A 1046-nucleotide genomic window follows, 5' to 3' on the forward strand; every position below is an offset into this window, starting at 1 on the left:
AAGCGCTTGGACAAGGCGATCGGCCTCGCCTGGTCAGAAGATGTGTTCATCGACGAAGTCAACGACGGACGCAGCTCGCTGACCTGATCCTGCGTCCGATCCACGGGATGCCCGGACGCTTACACACTGCGGGCATGCAGCCCGTCCTATGACAGGCCGCTGCGCGTGTTGGTGGTGTCGGCAGCGGCGGTGGCCGGTACCGTACGGGGCGAGACGCTGCAACCGCGCGCTCGGTTTGACCGAAGCGCACAACTGCGCCTCGCCGTTGTGGGTCCGCTCGATGGAGGGGTTAGCGAAGTAATCGGCCCGCTGCCGCAAATCGCGCCGAAGAAACTCTCGGCGGCTGCGCTGTGGCAAGGTGGAATGCGGCGCCGCGGAAGACCGATGAAGCACTGGTGCCCACTGCCCGAGTGCTGAGCCGCGTTGCGTGATCGGGCGAGGCCGACGACCATAGCGAGCATGAAGCAACTCGGACTGGGCCTGAACCTGTCGACGAAGAAGACGCGCAAGCGCGAGTTCCTCGAGGAGATGGAACGCGTGGTGCCCTGGGCGGCGCTGGTGCAGATCGTCGCGCCGTACTACCCGAAGGCCAAGACCGGGCGCCCGCCGTTTGGCATCGAGACGATGCTGCGCATCCACTACCTTCATGTATGGACCCGACGCCTTTTGCAAGCCCGCGCTGATGATGTCAAGTTGGTCTGCGTACATGTATACGGCTTGCTTGGTGGGCAAGTTTGTCGCATGCCCGCAGCCTCGATGAGATTCGCGCATCCCGTCCTCAGCAGCAGTTCGGCTTGAGGCGTGTACGCCCCAGCCGGAAGGTAGTTCAGGGTCTCAGGATGCTGGTCCGACCGGTTTGTCATCACTTCGTTGAGCTCGCAAACCCTGCGTTGGTGTCTTTCCTTGTGGACGTGGTTGGGGCCCCCTTCCCGCTGGTGGGAAGGGCGGGGGGATGGGTGGTGGTTGCTGCTCGTCAAGCAGTCACTGGCCGACGGTATGTCGTCTCGCTGCTAAGCAACGCCTGGATGACGCGCGCATTTCTGTTA

Annotated in this window: 1 pseudogene; it reads left to right on the forward strand. The window is 63.2% G+C overall.

The window, feature by feature from the left end:
- Nucleotides 1-459: 459 nt before the first annotated feature.
- Nucleotides 460-654: pseudogene (locus E8D38_RS27960) on the forward strand (transposase); the annotation flags it as partial.
- Nucleotides 655-1046: the final 392 nt, after the last annotated feature.

Source organism: Methylibium rhizosphaerae, from assembly GCF_006386545.1.
In the GTDB taxonomy this organism is placed as follows: Bacteria; Pseudomonadota; Gammaproteobacteria; order Burkholderiales; family Burkholderiaceae_C; genus Pseudorivibacter; species Pseudorivibacter rhizosphaerae.